Source organism: Salegentibacter mishustinae (assembly GCF_002900095.1).
In the GTDB taxonomy this organism is placed as follows: Bacteria; Bacteroidota; Bacteroidia; order Flavobacteriales; family Flavobacteriaceae; genus Salegentibacter; species Salegentibacter mishustinae.
Window position 1 is genome coordinate 108909 of the sequence record NZ_LLKN01000001.1, and the last position, 13895, is coordinate 122803.

Below are 13895 nucleotides of genomic sequence, written 5' to 3' on the forward strand. Positions count from 1 at the left end.
TATGATTTTAAATAAAGAAACAGCCAGAACAACCGCTGAACTGCTATTGCAAATTAAAGCAATAAAATTAGATGCACAAGAACCTTTTACATGGGCCAGTGGTTGGAAATCGCCAATCTATTGCGATAACCGAATAGTTCTCTCTTATCCGCCAATTAGAAACCATATCAGGGAACAGTTCGCAAGACAAATTGAAGAATTATATGGAAAACCCGATGTTATTGCGGCGGTAGCCACCGGTGCCATTGGAATTGGAATGCTGGTAGCCGAAATTTTGAGCCTTCCGTTTATCTATGTGAGACCGGAAGCCAAGAGCCACGGCCGAAAAAATCAAATAGAAGGAAATTTATCTGAAGGGCAAACCGTAGTGGTAATTGAAGATTTAATTAGCACAGGAAACAGCAGTCTTAATGCCGTAAAAGCTTTAAACGAAGCCAAAGCAAATGTAAAAGGTATGCTAGCCATCTTTACCTATGGCTTTAAAACTGCCGATGAAAATTTTGCAAAAGCAGGAATAGAACTGCATACGCTTAGCGATTATGATTTCCTTTTGGAAACTGCCCAAAAAACTAATTATATAAATGCTACTGAGGCCGGAATACTTAGAGAATGGCGTCAGGATCCAGCAAACTGGAAAAAATAAAGCAGCCTAATGCTGTGCTAAAATTAATAACAGTCAGGCAAAAGATGATTAGCCTGGGAGAAATTCCCGTGTCAGGGATATATTTATAAAAAATGCATATAGAAAGCCAAAAAGTAACTGCAGATAAAAGTCAGCAGGAAATGTTCGAATTTTTAACGAATGCTGAAAATTACGAGCAATTAATGCCTGAGAGCAAAGAGAAATTTGAAGTTAGAGACGAGAAAACCTTTGTTTTTGGCCTTAAAGGAATGCCGGTTATAAAATTACAAATTCGAGAAACCATAGAACCAGAATTGGTTGTTTTAGGTTCTACTTCAGATAAACTTGACTTTAAGCTTAAAGCTCATATTTCAGCTTTAAACGAAAATCAAAGTGAAGTACAAATGGAGTTTAATGGAGAATTTAACGCGATGATGGCGATGATGGTTAAAAAACCACTAAGTAAATTTATAAACACACTAGCCGAAAATATTGGCAAGTTATAAGAAAGAATTTTTTAAAAGTTATTTCCTAAACCTGAACTTGTTTCAGGTTTTTTTATTGATTATTTGCGCCAGACTGCTAATTGGATAAACTGCCAGTTCTTAATACATTAATTTGATCTCTTTTAGATCGAAAGTTTTAAAGATTGAATCTTCAATCTCTATATTCAATCTTCCTGAGGTAGTAACTCCGCGTATAATGCCGGTAAGAAAGGTGGCATCTGGCAACTGAAAAGTAGAAACCTGATCTTTTCTAAACAAATTCTTTGCATATTCTTCTAAAATTGAAGTTTCAGCTTTTGCCGTAATTTCTGTTAGCTTTTCTTCAAATTCATCTGTGATTCTTTTAAGCAATTCATCCAGGTTAAAATCCCTACCGGTAGCCAGTTTAAGCGAAGACGCCTGGGGAAGTCTAGGAAAATCAGTTTGATTTACATTAAGCCCAACTCCGATTACCGAAGCAGCAATTTCATTGTTTTTCAGAATATTTTCGATAAGAATTCCGCTTATTTTATAGCGTGCTGACATTATGTCGTTAGGCCATTTTACTTTTAAACCGGGAACATTAAATTTCTTAAGCACTTTAATTATCGCCAAAGAAACGGTAGCACTCATTAAAAACTGATGATTCACATTCACTCTAATTTTTGGATATAGTACGCTAAAAGTTAGGTTTTCACCCGCATTTGATTGCCAACCCGAGCCTCTTTGACCACGACCTTTTGTTTGCTCATGAGCTACTACACATACCGGCTCAAATGAAGTATTTCCGCGGTAGAGTTCACGTGCAAACTCGTTAGTAGAATTGGTGGCATTAACTTTGATTATACGCATAATAGTAGTTAGAAATAAAACAGGCGTTAAATGTTATGTAAACAACGCCTATTAACAGCTAAAAAGTAATAACTTTGCGAAAATAATTAATTTTAATGGCAAAAAAAGCACCGAACAACGATCAACTTATTGCACATATAATTAAAGGAATTGAAGAAGTAAAAGGTAACGATATAGATATTCTTGACCTTAGGCAAATAGAAAACACCGTTTGTGATTATTTTATTATTTGCAACGGTACTTCCAACACACAGGTAAACGCCATAGTGAATTCCATCCAAAAAACTGTAAGTAAAGCTCTTAAAGACAAACCCTGGCACGTAGAAGGTGGAGAAAATGCCGAATGGGTGCTTTTAGATTATGTAAACGTGGTTGTGCACGTTTTTCAAAAACATATCAGAGAGTTTTACGATATTGAAAGTCTTTGGGGTGATGCAAAAATCACCTCCATAGAAACCAATTATTAATTATCTAATTTAGAATTACCAAGAATGGCGAAACAGCAACCCAAAAAAAACGCAGATCCCAAGAAGCCTAAGTTTAGTGCTTATTGGATCTATGCCGCTATAATTATCTTCTTTTTAGGACTTAACTTTTTTAGCGGAGGCGGTTTTAGCGAACCAGCTCAAACCAATCCGGCAGAATTCCTTAATTTTCTTAGGGATGGCGATGTGAAAAAAGTTGAAATTGTAAACCGCAAACAAGCGAAAGTTTACCTTACCGAAGAAGCTGCCCAAAAAGAAATTCATAAAAATGCCAACGATCCGGAATTATTCAACACCGGGGGCGAAACTCCTGCATATAGTTTTGAGTTTGGCGACTTGCAAAACCTTGAAGACGACATTAAGGAGATCAAGAATGAAAATAATCTTGACACCACTGTTGTTTACGATACACAAAGCAATGTTTGGGGTGAAGTTTTCTGGGCACTGTTGCCGTTTATCCTAATTATTGGAGTTTGGATTTTCATCATGCGAAAAATGAGCTCTGGCGCCGGTGGCGGTGCAGGAGGACAGATTTTCAATATTGGAAAATCTAAAGCCAAATTATTTGACCAAAATACCGATGTTAAGACTTCTTTTAAAGATGTAGCCGGATTGGAAGGTGCAAAAGAAGAAGTTCAGGAAATTGTAGATTTCTTAAAACAACCAGATAAATATACTTCTCTTGGTGGTAAGATCCCAAAAGGAGCGCTGCTTGTAGGACCTCCCGGAACCGGTAAAACCTTATTAGCAAAAGCTGTAGCAGGAGAAGCTAAAGTTCCCTTCTTTTCACTTTCAGGATCAGATTTCGTAGAGATGTTTGTGGGAGTTGGTGCTTCAAGGGTACGTGATCTATTTAAACAAGCCAAAGAGAAATCACCTTCAATAATTTTTATTGATGAGATAGATGCTATTGGTCGTGCACGTGGGAAAAGTAATTTCTCAGGCTCTAACGATGAGCGTGAAAATACCTTAAACCAGTTATTAACCGAAATGGATGGTTTTGGCACTAATACTAATGTAATTGTAGTAGCCGCTACTAACCGTGCCGATGTACTGGATAAAGCATTGATGCGTGCCGGAAGATTTGACCGACAGATCTATGTCGACCTGCCGGATCTAAACGAAAGAAAAGAAATTTTTGAAGTTCACCTGAAGCCACTTAAAAAGGTAGCAGATGAACTTGATACTGAATTTTTAGCAAAGCAAACTCCTGGATTCTCTGGAGCTGATATTGCCAATGTATGTAACGAAGCTGCTTTAATCGCTGCTCGTAAAGGCAATAAAGCTGTTGGGAAACAAGATTTCCTTGATGCGGTAGACCGAATTGTAGGTGGTCTTGAGAAAAAGAATAAGATCATCACCCCAGACGAAAAGAAAGCAATTGCTTATCACGAAGCCGGTCACGCGACTGTAAGCTGGATGTTAGAGCACGCTGCTCCTCTAGTAAAAGTAACTATTGTTCCTCGTGGGCAGTCACTAGGAGCAGCCTGGTATCTACCAGAAGAACGTCTTATTGTGAGACCCGAACAAATGCTTGACGAAATGTGTGCCGCCCTTGGTGGTCGAGCTGCAGAGAAGGTTGTATTTAATAAAATTTCAACCGGTGCCTTAAGCGATCTTGAAAAAGTAACTAAACAGGCTAAAGCCATGGTTACTATTTACGGACTGAATGATAAAATTGGAAATCTTACCTATTACGATTCTTCAGGCCAAAGCGAATATAATTTCACCAAACCTTATAGTGAAAGAACTTCAGAGCTTATTGATAAAGAGATTTCAAACTTAATTGAAAATCAATATCAAAGAGCTTTAGACTTACTTACCGAACATAAGGATAAATTAGGCCAGTTAGCTGATATTCTTCTAGACAAAGAGGTGATTTTCAAGGATGACCTGGAACGTATCTTCGGAAAAAGACCTTATGATAAAGAGAAGGACAAAACCGAAGTTCTTGGTAAAAAAGAAACTCCAAAAGTAGAAGAAAAAGTTTCTGAAACCGAAAAGCAGCATCCTGCACCGGGAGATGATAGTGATAAGAATACATTAACTGAAAATAATTCAGTTAATAAATAGTTCACAACCATAGTTTAAAAAATCTTAATTTGACTAAGTGTTAAATTAAGATTTTTTACCTTTGGTTAAAATGACGTTGAGAACCACACCCAATACTCTATGAGTCTATTTAGAAGATTTCTTAACCCTAAATCTAAATCAGACAAGAAGCAGGAATCTCCTGGAAAAGCTGAGCGGGGTAAATATATGCCTGAGGTAAAACTACCTACTGATGAGCGATTCATGCTCAATTTTAAAAATAACGGTGGTAAATTCCTTTATTGCGAAGACGATAAGGAACTGCAGGAAGCTTTTGATAATATCTTACTGGAAAACGACTGGTATGAGAAAGAGTGCTTCTGTTTAGACCCTAATCTTCAGGATAAATTTAAAGGTTTTAATCTCCATTTTACAAAGTCTGGCTCTGCTCCATTCTTTCTATCTACTTGCGAATATTTGGTAGCCAATGATGGTTCTATCCTAATATCATCTAACCAGATTAAAGAATGCAAACTCAATGACTTACCAGATAATTTCGTCATTATTTCTTCAACAAGCCAATTAATAGATACTATTGGCGAAGGCCTTCGCGGCATTAAATTCAGGAACAAACAGCGAATTCCTTCTAATATTACTACCATCAAAAATTTTGAAACTCAAAAAGAAGGAGATTTTATGAGCTATGGAAGTAGCACAAAAAACCTATATTTGCTCCTGCTGGAAGATTTATAAAATATGAGGGAAGCCATTATAAGAACTATTTCAGGATTGTTGTATGTATCCATATTGGTTGCTTCCATACTTTCTTCAGAGTTTATTTTTATAAGTTTATTTTACCTTCTGGGGCTTGTTTGTCTTATAGAAATGCAGAAGTTACTACACCTCAAAAGCTATGCGCTTTATGGAGTACAGGCATTACTATTTTATCTTTTCAGTTATCTAAAATTCAATCAGGACGCTACAATTCTCCTGCTTTTCATAACGATTTTTGTCAATTTATTCCTGGTAAAAGATTTACTGGTGGTTAGAAAAATACCTGTTTTTGAGAAGAAGAAATATATTATTATTATTTTTTACCTCATCTCCTCGGTTATTTTTCTTACGCTAATCCCAACAATAGAAGGGGTTTTTATTCCAAAACTGGTGGTAGGTATCTTTATCCTGATTTGGACTAACGATACATTTGCTTATATTGTAGGTAAGAATTTTGGAAGTAAAAAGCTCTTTGAAAGAATTTCGCCCAACAAAACCATAGAAGGTTTTCTTGGTGGAATAGTTTTTAGCGGTATTGCCAGTTTTTTTATTTTTTATTACACCCAATTCCTCACTTTTCCCATCTGGCTTGGGTTAGCTCTAATACTTAGTATTTTTGGAACCCTGGGTGATCTTATTCAGTCAAAATTCAAACGTCAGGCCGGTGTAAAGGACAGCGGTTCATTAATGCCGGGTCACGGTGGATTATTTGATAGATTGGATAGTATTATTTTTTCGAGTCCATTTGTCTATGCTTATCTATATATACTAGATTATGTTTCATAAAGAAGGTTATAAAATTATGGCGATAGCGGCTGCGCTGCTTATCGCAATAAATATTGTATCATATTCGTTTATAAATACCTACTGGATAAAATTTGCTATCCTGGTAGTGACTATCATTTTATTTTTGCTCATTATACAATTCTTTAGAAATCCTAAAAGGAAAACTGTTTTAAATGATGCTAATGTGGTAGCACCGGTAGACGGTAAGGTTGTGGCTATTGAAGAGGTTGAAGAAAAAGAGTATTTTAAAGATAAACGTATTCAAATCTCTATTTTCATGTCTCCCATAAACGTGCACGTAACAAGGCATCCCATTGGCGGAAAAGTAAAATACAGCAAATACCATCCCGGTAAATTTCTGGTAGCCTGGCATCCCAAATCCAGTGAGGAAAACGAAAGAACTACCGTTGTGGTAGAAAACAAGGTTGCCGGTGAAGTTTTATACCGCCAAATTGCGGGAGCAATGGCAAAGAGAATTGTAAACTATGCTGAAGTAGACGACGAAGTCATTCAGGGTAGTGATAGCGGATTTATAAAATTCGGATCCAGGGTAGATGTTTTTCTACCTTTAGATACGCCGATTTTGGTTAAGTTAGATCAAAAAGTAAAAGGTGGGCTAAGCGTTATAGCCAATATTGAAGAATAGTAAGTTATGCCTGATACCACAGAAGAAAAATTCTTAAAAGCCTATGACATGGCCAGCAAAACAGATCAAAAATTTGCGCCAGATGTTATGCTCCATTTCTACGCCTACTACAAAAAAGCTACTCAAGTAAATGGTTTTTACGCTCCTCCTACTAACGAGGGAGATATTAGAAATGCTTTTAAAATTAATGCATTACTACAGATAAAAAACCTTAGCAAGCATGAAGCTCGCGAAAAATATATAGAACTTGTAGAAGAACATATTGGCGAAGTAACCGAATAATCACCTCGCCAAAATCTCTCCTTTTTAATTATTTCAAACTTTTTAAGCTGGCTTTAATAGCTTCGATTTTTGCTTCTGCGTCAGCTTTTTTGGCTTTTTCTATTGCCACTACTTTTTCCGGAGCATTATTCACAAAACGCTCGTTAGAAAGTTTCTTCTCTACAGATTTAAGGAAACCTTCATTATACTTTAATTCCTCTTCCAGTTTTTCAATTTCAGCTTCCACATCTATTGAACCGGCTATTGGAATAAAATATTCGTTAGATTTTACGCGGAATGATAGCGCACCTTCCACCTGCTTATCTACATAGCTAAAAGCATCTATATTCCCCATTTTTAAGATAACGGGATCGAATAATTCTGAAGCTTTTTCATTATTCATCACCATAAGGTCTATGGTGTTTTTGAATGAAATATTCTTCTCTTTCCTTATTTTTCTAATTCCCGCAATAACTTCTGAAGCTAAAGCAAACTCATTGATTATTTCTTCATTGTAATCCTTAAGTTCAGGCCATTTTGCAATAATTAAAGCTTCAGATGCATTTCTTTCGGTAATTTCCTGCCAAATCTCTTCGGTTACAAAAGGCATAAAAGGGTGAAGAATCTTTAAATTATCTTCTAGAATTTCTATTACCGCTTTATATGTTTTTGCATCTATAGGCTGCCCATAAGCAGGCTTCACCATTTCAAGGAACCAGGAACAGTAATCGTCCCAAATCAATTTATAAGTGCTCATTAGAGCATCACTCATTCTGTATTTAGAGTAATGGTCTTCTATTTCGGTAAGCGTTTTTCTAAATCTGGCTGTGTACCAGTCTATCGCGATTTTTGAGGTTTCGTCCTGTTCTTTTTCTTCGGAAACTTCCCAGCCTTTTACAAGCCTGAAGGCATTCCAGATCTTATTTGAAAAAGCACTTCCCTGTTTACACAGGTCTTCTTCAAACATTAAGTCATTTCCGGCAGGAGAACTCAATAACATTCCTACTCTAACACCATCGGCACCATATTTGTCAATTAGTCCCAATGGGTCTGGAGAATTCCCCAGCGACTTGGACATTTTTCTACGCTGCTTGTCGCGCACAATCCCGGTGAGGTATACATTTTTAAAAGGTCGCTCACCTCTATATTCGTACCCAGCCATAATCATACGTGCTACCCAGAAAAATAAAATTTCAGGGGCGGTAACAAGATCATTGGTGGGATAGTAATATTTAATTTCTTCATTTTCTGGCTCCAGAATACCATTAAAAACGCTCATTGGCCATAACCACGAAGAAAACCAGGTATCCAATGCATCCTTATCCTGAATTAATTCCTCAGCCTTTAAATCAGCATTCCCTGATTTCTCTCTTGCTTTTTCCAGGGCTTCTTCAGCGTTTTCAGCGACTACAAAATCTTCTTTTCCACTTCCATAGAAATAAGCGGGAATTTGTTGTCCCCATAAAAGCTGACGTGAGATATTCCAGTCACGCACATTTTCCATCCAGTGTTTGTAGGTATTCAGGAATTTATCTGGCACCAGGTTAATTTCGTCACCAACCACGGCGTCAATAGCCGGTTTAGCCAGCTCTTTCATTTTTAAAAACCATTGATCGCTAAGTTTTGGTTCTATCACCGCACCGGTACGCTCACTGGTTCCTACTTTATTAATGTGCTCTTCTGTTTTGGTAAGCACACCCATTTCTTTTAATTCTTTTACAATTTCTTTTCTAGCCTGGAACCTGTCTTTACCTTCATAGTGCATTCCGTGGGAATTAAGACTGGCATCATCGTTAAGAATATCAATTACCTCAAGGTTATGCTTATCTCCAAGCATTTTATCGTTCTCATCGTGCGCGGGAGTAACTTTTAAACAACCGGTACCAAACTCCACATCTACATACTCATCTTCAATAATTGGAATCACACGATTACAAATGGGAACAATGGCTTTTTTACCTTTTAAGTGTGAAAAACGTTCATCGTTTGGATTGATACAAATTGCGGTATCTCCTAGAATAGTTTCAGGACGCGTGGTAGCAATAGTCAAAACATCGTCACTATCTTCTACTTTATAGTTTAGGTAATATAGGTTCCCCTGCTTTTCTATGTGAATTACTTCTTCGTCAGAAAGTGTTGTTTTAGCTACAGGATCCCAGTTTACCATTCGGTAACCACGGTAAATAAGGCCTTTTTCATAAAGGTCAACAAAAACCTTAATTACTGAAGCTGACATGTTTTCATCCATCGTAAACTTTGTGCGATCCCAATCGCAAGAGGCTCCAAGCTTTTTTAATTGTTCAAGGATAATACCACCGTGCTTATGTGTCCAATCCCAGGCGTGTTGTAGAAATTCCTCACGGCTAAGATCGTTTTTATCAATTCCTTCAGCCTTTAATTTCGCTACTACTTTTGCCTCAGTTGCAATAGAAGCGTGATCGGTTCCCGGCACCCAGCAAGCATTATAGCCTTTCAACCTTGATCTTCTTACCAGAACATCCTGGATAGTATTATTCAACATATGCCCCATATGTAATACGCCGGTAACATTAGGTGGCGGGATCACAATGGTGTAAGGCTCTCTCTCGTCTACTTCTGAATGAAAATACTTGTTTTCCATCCAGTAGTTGTACCATTTATCTTCTACTTTTTTTGAATCGTATTGGGAAGCAATCGCCATATTGGTCTGGTTTTTGAAAATAAAGGCAAAAGTAAATATAACTTAAGGATTATAAAAGAAGTTGATTTGAATATAATTTTGAGTACACATCATTTCAGCTTATCTTTACCTTTCGTTTTTTAAAAACTAATAATTATGAAAAAGTTTATTGCTATTGCCATTTTTGTTGTTGCCGGTATAGGCACTGCAATGGCACAGGAAACAGCCAAAATAGAGTTCAAATCTGAAACTATTGATTATGGCGAAATAAAAAAGGGAAGTGACGGCGTACGTGTTTTTGAATTCACTAATACCGGAAACGTACCATTAGTTATCGCCAATGTAACATCGAGCTGTGGTTGTACTATTCCTAAAAAGCCGGAAGATCCAATTCAACCGGGTGAAACTGGTGAAATTCAGGTAAAATACAACACTAAGCTTGTAGGACCAATTAGAAAGACGGTAACCGTTTATTCTAATGCCGATGAATCTACAAAATCACTAAAAATTAAAGGTAGAGTTATTGAAGAAGATAACAGTAGCCGTTAATTATTTAGAATTCAATTTTTAAAAATGCCGTTTGCTAAGTTAGAAATACTGCAAACGGTTTTTTTATGCCTGAAATTTAAAAATTAACTTGAAAACTTCATCTTTAATTTAGTTGAATAATAACACTAATTAGCCTTAAAATCTTGCAGGAATTTTGCATTTTTGCAATGTATTAAAATCAATCTCATGCCAAATATTTCGAATAAAGGGCGCAATATGCCCGAATCTCCAATAAGAAAATTAGTTCCTTTTGCTGAAGCAGCAGTAAAAAAAGGAAAAAAAATCTACCAATTAAATATTGGGCAACCAGATATTGAAACTCCAAAAGCGGCTTTAGACGCTGTTAAGAATAACAACATTGAAGTACTTTCTTACAGCCATTCTGCAGGTTTTGAATCTTATAGAACCAAATTAGCCAAATATTATCGTAAGAATGATATCCCGGTAGATGCCGAAGATATTATTATTACTACCGGAGGTTCTGAAGCTTTGATGTTTGCCATGGGAAGTATTACAGATCCCGGCGATGAAGTGATTATTCCGGAGCCTTTTTATGCAAACTACAATGGTTTTGCAACGGCTTCTGGCGTGGAAATCGTTCCAATTAAAGGATCTTTAGAAGATAATTTTTCGCTTCCGCCAATTTCAGAATTTGAAAAACTAATTACCGATAAAACCAGGGCTATTTTACTTTGTAATCCTGGAAACCCAACCGGTTATCTTTATACGCGTGAAGAAATTCAGCAGCTAGCCGACTTAGCGCTAAAACACGATCTATTTATCGTGGCTGATGAAGTTTATCGTGAATTTGCATACGATGGTGTAACACATCATTCTATTATGAGTATTCCCGGGCTGGAACAAAACGCCATTATGGTAGATTCTGTTTCTAAGCGTTATAGTATGTGTGGTGCGAGAATTGGCTGCCTGGTTTCAAAAAACCTGGAAGTAATGACTGCTGCAATGAAATTTGCTCAGGCAAGGTTGAGTCCGCCTACTTTTGCTCAAATAGCTGCAGAAGCTGCATTAGATACGCCAGACGAATACTTTGACGAAGTAAATAAAGAATATACCGAGAGAAGAAACCTATTAATTGAAGGTTTAGAAAAAATTCCTGGTGTTAAAGTAGCAAAACCTAAAGGTGCTTTTTACTGTATCGCAGAACTACCTGTAGAAAACGCCGATAAATTTGCACAGTGGTTATTGGAAAGTTTCGAATTCAATAAAGAAACTGTGATGGTAGCTCCGGCAGCCGGCTTCTATTCTACCCCTAATACCGGGATGAACCAGGTGCGAATTGCATATGTTTTGAAGAAAGAAAACCTGGAAAGAGCCATTGAAATTCTTAAGATAGCTCTGGAAGAATACAACAAATAGCTTATCTATGCAGGTTGCTGAAAATTTTTCTCTAAAAAATTACAATACTTTTGGAGTAGACGTAATGGCCCGTAAATTCATCTCTGTGCACAGCACCGATGAATTGCGTGATGTTTTACAGCAAGCCTATGCTTCAGAAATTTTTGTACTTGGAGGCGGCAGCAACATGCTGCTCACCAAAGATATAGACAAAACAGTTGTACATATCGGTTTAAAAGGAATTGAACTTATTTCTGAAAGCCGTGATGAAGTAGTTTTAAAAGTTGGTGCCGGCGAAAACTGGCACCAATTTGTTTTATATTGTATTGAAAAAGGCTACGGCGGACTTGAAAACCTTTCTTTAATTCCGGGCAATGTAGGAACGGCACCAGTTCAAAATATAGGTGCTTACGGCGTTGAACTAAAAGACAGTTTTGAATCTTGCGAAGCTATGCGCATTCAAACGCTGGAAATAGACAACTTTAGCGCTGAGCAATGCGAATTCGGCTACCGAAATTCTGTTTTTAAAAATAAATTGAAAGGAGAATATATTATTACCTCTGTAAATTTCAGACTCAGTAAAAAAGATCACCAGTTAAGCACTTCCTATGGTGCGATCCAGGCAGAACTGGATAAACATAATATTGAGAAGCCAACGATTAAGAATGTTTCTGATGCGGTTATAAGCATTCGTCAACAGAAATTACCAGATCCAAGGGAACTAGGAAACAGCGGTAGTTTTTTTAAAAACCCCGTAATTAAGGAAACGGAATTCAAAAAACTGCAAAAGCAATTTCCTGAAATGCCTTTTTACGCTTTGCACGCCAATCAAATTAAAATCCCGGCGGGCTGGCTTATAGATCAAGCCGGTTTAAAGGGTTACCGACAAGGCGACGCGGGAGTGCATAAGAACCAGGCATTGGTTCTCGTGAATTATGGAAATGCAACCGGGCAGGAGATCTTGGCACTTTCCAAAGAAATTCAGAATAAGATTTATAAGAAATACGGTATTCAACTCGAGCCGGAGGTAAATGTTATTTAATTCCAATAAGAAATTATTCAACTTTCAAACTTAAAAAAAATCATTATAATTAGCTTAATATCAGCAATTTAACCCATAAAATATTCTTATATTTATAGAATCAATATCGGGGTGCTTAGGCTGAGAAATACCCGCAAAAACCTGATCTGGATAATCCCAGCGTAGGAAATATTGAATCTTAAGGACTTCATTGTCTTTTTAAGAGAGAGCTTCATTTTCTTTAGAGAGAATGAAGCTTTTTTTGTTTCAATATCTTCATAAAAAAACCCGCCAGTTTCCTGACGGGTTTCTTATAATTTTTAATAATGCTGTTTTATGAAGCTTTCTTCATTACTACACCATCAATAAGGTGTACCATTCCATTAGAAGCTTCAATATCTGTAGCAATAATGGTCGCTGTATTACCATTTCCATCTTTAAGTACAATATTATCACCGTCTTTCATAGCGGTAAGTTCTGCACCTTCCATAGTAGCGAAAGTTACTTCTCCGTCTCCGTCTTCTATCATTTGACTTAGATCTGAAGCGGTAATTTCTTTATCTACTACGTGATATTTCAATACACCAGCTAATTGATCTTTATTTTCACTCTTCATCAATTCGTCTAATGTTGCTTTATCAACTTTTTCAAAAGCGCTATTTGTAGGTGCAAAAACAGTATATGGACCTTCATCTTCAGTAAAAGTGGTAGCTAGTTCTGCATTTTTTAGTGCACTAACCAAAGTGCTTAAAGAATCGGTTGCCATTGCCTTAGCAGCAATACTGTTAGATTCCATTTCCATACTCTCTTTCTCAGCTTCCATTTCAGCCTGACGCTCTGCTTCTTCCTGCTCCATTTGAGCTTTTTCTTCTTCCTTCTTCTTATTGTCTTCACAAGAAGTAAAACTGAATGCAAAAGCTGCCAGCAGTATTAATAAAAATTTAGATTTCATAAATTTAGTTTTTAGTGGTTTAAGCAAACTAATTTATTACGTAAACTTGACAAATACAGTGCTTTGCGATTAAATTTTAGTTAAAGTGTGTAAAGCTTATGCTAATATGCGTTTGGATTTTCCCAAACGTCAATTTATTGTTATTTTTGCAGTACTATTTCTGAAATGCGCTTCAGGAATATTTTTGAAACTTTAGAAAAAGTATAGCTATGCAATTATTTTTAATAACAATTCTACTTTTAGGACTGGCCTTTGCCGGAATCGCCATTAAAATATGGGGTAAGAAAGACGGTAAATTTGCAGGAACCTGCGCCAGCCAAAGTCCGTTTTTAAATAAAGAAGGTGAAGCCTGCAGTTTCTGCGGAAAAATGCCCGATGAAATGTCTGATTGCTCTGGAGAAAAGAAGGCTAATTAG

Annotated in this window: 15 protein-coding genes and 1 riboswitch; of the genes, 12 read left to right on the top strand and 3 right to left on the bottom strand. The window is 36.8% G+C overall.

Going from position 1 to position 13895, the window contains the following annotated elements; genetic code table 11:
- Position 1 precedes the first annotated feature (1 nt).
- Positions 2–643, top strand: a complete 642-nt coding sequence (pyrE, locus tag APB85_RS00555; protein WP_057480217.1) for an orotate phosphoribosyltransferase — start codon at positions 2–4, stop codon at positions 641–643.
- Positions 644–735: 92 nt separating this feature from the next.
- Entirely contained in the window at positions 736–1128 is a 393-nt protein-coding gene (locus APB85_RS00560; protein ID WP_057480218.1) for an SRPBCC family protein, read from the top strand.
- Positions 1129–1227: 99 nt separating this feature from the next.
- Here APB85_RS00560 and APB85_RS00565 read toward each other — a convergent pair whose 3' ends face one another.
- Positions 1228–1959 (bottom strand): biotin--[acetyl-CoA-carboxylase] ligase, encoded by a 732-nt coding sequence (locus APB85_RS00565; RefSeq protein WP_057480219.1) that lies wholly within the window; start codon positions 1957–1959, stop codon positions 1228–1230.
- A gap of 95 nt (positions 1960–2054) precedes the next feature.
- On the opposite strand from APB85_RS00565, the gene rsfS reads away from it, so the two are divergent.
- From rsfS to APB85_RS00595, 6 genes are all read left to right on the top strand, one after another.
- Entirely contained in the window at positions 2055–2426 is a 372-nt protein-coding gene (rsfS, locus tag APB85_RS00570) for a ribosome silencing factor (protein ID WP_057480220.1), read from the top strand.
- Between the two features lie 24 nt (positions 2427–2450).
- On the top strand, positions 2451–4517 hold the full coding sequence (gene ftsH / locus APB85_RS00575) for an ATP-dependent zinc metalloprotease FtsH (protein ID WP_057480221.1): 2067 nt from the start codon (positions 2451–2453) through the stop codon (positions 4515–4517).
- 99 nt (positions 4518–4616) lie between these two features.
- Positions 4617–5228, top strand: a complete 612-nt coding sequence (locus tag APB85_RS00580; protein WP_057480222.1) for an LUD domain-containing protein — start codon at positions 4617–4619, stop codon at positions 5226–5228.
- 3 nt (positions 5229–5231) lie between these two features.
- Positions 5232–6035 (top strand): phosphatidate cytidylyltransferase, encoded by an 804-nt coding sequence (locus APB85_RS00585; RefSeq protein ID WP_057480223.1) that lies wholly within the window; start codon positions 5232–5234, stop codon positions 6033–6035.
- Positions 6025–6681, top strand: coding sequence for a phosphatidylserine decarboxylase family protein (locus tag APB85_RS00590; RefSeq protein WP_057480224.1), 657 nt, complete (start codon positions 6025–6027; stop codon positions 6679–6681). The genes APB85_RS00585 and APB85_RS00590 overlap by 11 nt, the downstream gene beginning before the upstream one ends.
- Positions 6682–6687: 6 nt before the next feature.
- Positions 6688–6963, top strand: coding sequence for an acyl-CoA-binding protein (locus APB85_RS00595; RefSeq protein WP_057480225.1), 276 nt, complete (start codon positions 6688–6690; stop codon positions 6961–6963).
- 28 nt (positions 6964–6991) lie between these two features.
- Here APB85_RS00595 and APB85_RS00600 read toward each other — a convergent pair whose 3' ends face one another.
- Positions 6992–9622, bottom strand: a complete 2631-nt coding sequence (locus tag APB85_RS00600; RefSeq protein ID WP_057480226.1) for a valine--tRNA ligase — start codon at positions 9620–9622, stop codon at positions 6992–6994.
- 135 nt (positions 9623–9757) lie between these two features.
- Here APB85_RS00600 and APB85_RS00605 point away from each other — a divergent pair, with 135 nt between their 5' ends.
- From APB85_RS00605 to murB, 3 genes are all read left to right on the top strand, one after another.
- Positions 9758–10150: a DUF1573 domain-containing protein gene (locus tag APB85_RS00605; RefSeq protein WP_057480227.1), complete on the top strand. Its 393-nt coding sequence runs from the start codon at positions 9758–9760 to the stop codon at positions 10148–10150.
- Between the two features lie 186 nt (positions 10151–10336).
- Positions 10337–11527, top strand: a complete 1191-nt coding sequence (locus tag APB85_RS00610) for a pyridoxal phosphate-dependent aminotransferase (RefSeq protein ID WP_057480228.1) — start codon at positions 10337–10339, stop codon at positions 11525–11527.
- Between the two features lie 7 nt (positions 11528–11534).
- Entirely contained in the window at positions 11535–12548 is a 1014-nt protein-coding gene (gene murB, locus APB85_RS00615) for a UDP-N-acetylmuramate dehydrogenase (RefSeq protein WP_057480229.1), read from the top strand.
- Between the two features lie 97 nt (positions 12549–12645).
- A riboswitch (TPP riboswitch) is annotated at positions 12646–12733 on the top strand.
- 128 nt (positions 12734–12861) lie between these two features.
- Here murB and APB85_RS00620 read toward each other — a convergent pair.
- Complete coding sequence (locus APB85_RS00620) at positions 12862–13479, bottom strand: fasciclin domain-containing protein (RefSeq protein WP_057480642.1); 618 nt, start codon at positions 13477–13479, stop codon at positions 12862–12864.
- A gap of 209 nt (positions 13480–13688) precedes the next feature.
- Between APB85_RS00620 and APB85_RS00625 the strand changes: the two genes are divergently transcribed.
- Entirely contained in the window at positions 13689–13895 is a 207-nt protein-coding gene (locus APB85_RS00625) for a hypothetical protein (RefSeq protein WP_057480230.1), read from the top strand.

What these genes read in the sequence shown, in the direction of transcription:
- pyrE (WP_057480217.1), top strand. Translation starts at nt 2, where the DNA reads ATGATTTTAAATAAAGAAACAGCCAGAACAACCGCTGAACTGCTATTG.
- APB85_RS00560 (WP_057480218.1), top strand. Translation starts at nt 736, where the DNA reads ATGCATATAGAAAGCCAAAAAGTAACTGCAGATAAAAGTCAGCAGGAA.
- APB85_RS00565 (WP_057480219.1), bottom strand. Translation starts at nt 1,959, where the DNA reads ATGCGTATAATCAAAGTTAATGCCACCAATTCTACTAACGAGTTTGCA.
- rsfS (WP_057480220.1), top strand. Translation starts at nt 2,055, where the DNA reads ATGGCAAAAAAAGCACCGAACAACGATCAACTTATTGCACATATAATT.
- ftsH (WP_057480221.1), top strand. Translation starts at nt 2,451, where the DNA reads ATGGCGAAACAGCAACCCAAAAAAAACGCAGATCCCAAGAAGCCTAAG.
- APB85_RS00580 (WP_057480222.1), top strand. Translation starts at nt 4,617, where the DNA reads ATGAGTCTATTTAGAAGATTTCTTAACCCTAAATCTAAATCAGACAAG.
- APB85_RS00585 (WP_057480223.1), top strand. Translation starts at nt 5,232, where the DNA reads ATGAGGGAAGCCATTATAAGAACTATTTCAGGATTGTTGTATGTATCC.
- APB85_RS00590 (WP_057480224.1), top strand. Translation starts at nt 6,025, where the DNA reads ATGTTTCATAAAGAAGGTTATAAAATTATGGCGATAGCGGCTGCGCTG.
- APB85_RS00595 (WP_057480225.1), top strand. Translation starts at nt 6,688, where the DNA reads ATGCCTGATACCACAGAAGAAAAATTCTTAAAAGCCTATGACATGGCC.
- APB85_RS00600 (WP_057480226.1), bottom strand. Translation starts at nt 9,622, where the DNA reads ATGGCGATTGCTTCCCAATACGATTCAAAAAAAGTAGAAGATAAATGG.
- APB85_RS00605 (WP_057480227.1), top strand. Translation starts at nt 9,758, where the DNA reads ATGAAAAAGTTTATTGCTATTGCCATTTTTGTTGTTGCCGGTATAGGC.
- APB85_RS00610 (WP_057480228.1), top strand. Translation starts at nt 10,337, where the DNA reads ATGCCAAATATTTCGAATAAAGGGCGCAATATGCCCGAATCTCCAATA.
- murB (WP_057480229.1), top strand. Translation starts at nt 11,535, where the DNA reads ATGCAGGTTGCTGAAAATTTTTCTCTAAAAAATTACAATACTTTTGGA.
- APB85_RS00620 (WP_057480642.1), bottom strand. Translation starts at nt 13,479, where the DNA reads ATGAAATCTAAATTTTTATTAATACTGCTGGCAGCTTTTGCATTCAGT.
- APB85_RS00625 (WP_057480230.1), top strand. Translation starts at nt 13,689, where the DNA reads ATGCAATTATTTTTAATAACAATTCTACTTTTAGGACTGGCCTTTGCC.